1 protein-coding gene is annotated in these 1,327 nt (G+C 65.8%); it reads right to left on the bottom strand.

Annotated elements, in window-relative coordinates:
- Nucleotides 1-52: 52 nt before the first annotated feature.
- Entirely contained in the window at nucleotides 53-1,252 is a 1,200-nt protein-coding gene (locus A5705_RS03880) for an IS481 family transposase (RefSeq protein WP_067878205.1), read from the bottom strand.
- Between the last annotated feature and the right edge of the window lie 75 nt (nucleotides 1,253-1,327).

Raw genomic sequence — 1,327 nt, 5'->3', positions numbered from 1 at the left:
TGTGATGTCGCGAGACATCGAGGACAGATGTCTCGCGACATAGTGAACACCCTCAGTTGTTGGCTGGGGGTGTTTTGGGTTTTTGGGGTTGGTAGTCGCGGGTGGTGTCGAGGGTGAGTTCGCGGATGAGTTGGCCGTGGGCGGTGGCGATGATGCGGATGTTGAGGTCGGCGATGAGCATGTGGACTGCGGTGTTGGCCCAGCGGTGTCCGATGCCGATGTGGTGGAGTCGTCCGGCGTGGCGCAGGGTGAGCTTGCCGTAGCTGTCGACGCGGTCGGTGCGTACTCGCCAGTGGATGCCGGGGGGCGTGTTGGCGGGTCCGGCGAGGGGTCGGGCGCGGTAGGTGTCTTGGGGGGTGCGGCGCTGGCAGGAGCGGTGTGGGCGCACGGTGTTGTAGTACTCGGTGAAGGTGTCTAGCTGGGCTTGGAGGTCAGCCAGGGTGGCTGCTGGGGGTTGGCGGGTCAGCCATTTTTTGAGGGTTTGGTGGAAGCGTTCGACCTTGCCGCAGGTCTGGGGGTGATAGGGGCGGGAGTTTTTGAAGACGACGCCCAGGGTGGCCAGCTCGGTTTGCAGGGCGGTGCGTCCGCCGGGGCCGGTGGCGTGGCGGGCGGTGAAAACCATGCCGTTGTCGGTGAGCACGCTGGCGGGCAGGCCGTGGGCGGCGTAGGCGTCGCGGAAGCAGTCGCGCACGGCCAGCGCGGTGAACACGGGTCGGGCGGTGCAGGTCAGGGCTTTACGGGAGTGGTCGTCGAGGATGTTGAGGATTTCGATCGGCGCGCCAGTGGCGGCGGTCATGTCGGGGCCGGCCAGCTGCCAGTGGGTGATGTCAGCCTGCCAGCATTCGTTGGGTTGGTCGGCCTGGAAGCGCAGGTAGCTGCTGCGGGGCCGTTTGTGGGGTTGGGCGGTGATGAAGCCGCGGCGGCGCAAGACTTTGTGGATGGTGGACACCGCGGGGGTGTTGCCGGTCTGGCGGCGCAGGTGGACGGCGATCGTGTGGGGTCCGGCGTCGTAGCCCTGTTCGCCAAGTTGCTTGCGCAGCTTGATGATTAATTCTTCGACGGTGGTGGGAAGCTGCCGGGGATTAGAGGACGGGCGCCGCGAGCGTGGCTCGAGTCCAGGCTCGCCCTCGGCGCGGTAGCGGGCCAGCAAGGTGTAGATCCACGAGCGCGCGACCCGGTAGTCCCGAGCGACCTCACTGATCGGGCGGTGCTCAACCTGGACAGCGGCGACGACCAAACGGGCCTTGGACATGAGGACACCTCGCGATAACTGGGCTGTCCTCTATGTCGGGAGACATCTGTCCTCTATGTCAATGAACCACAGACC

The sequence above is a fragment of the Mycobacterium sp. E787 genome (assembly GCF_001668725.1).
Taxonomy (GTDB): domain Bacteria; phylum Actinomycetota; class Actinomycetes; order Mycobacteriales; family Mycobacteriaceae; genus Mycobacterium.
This window is presented reverse-complemented; position numbering and strand designations above follow the sequence as displayed.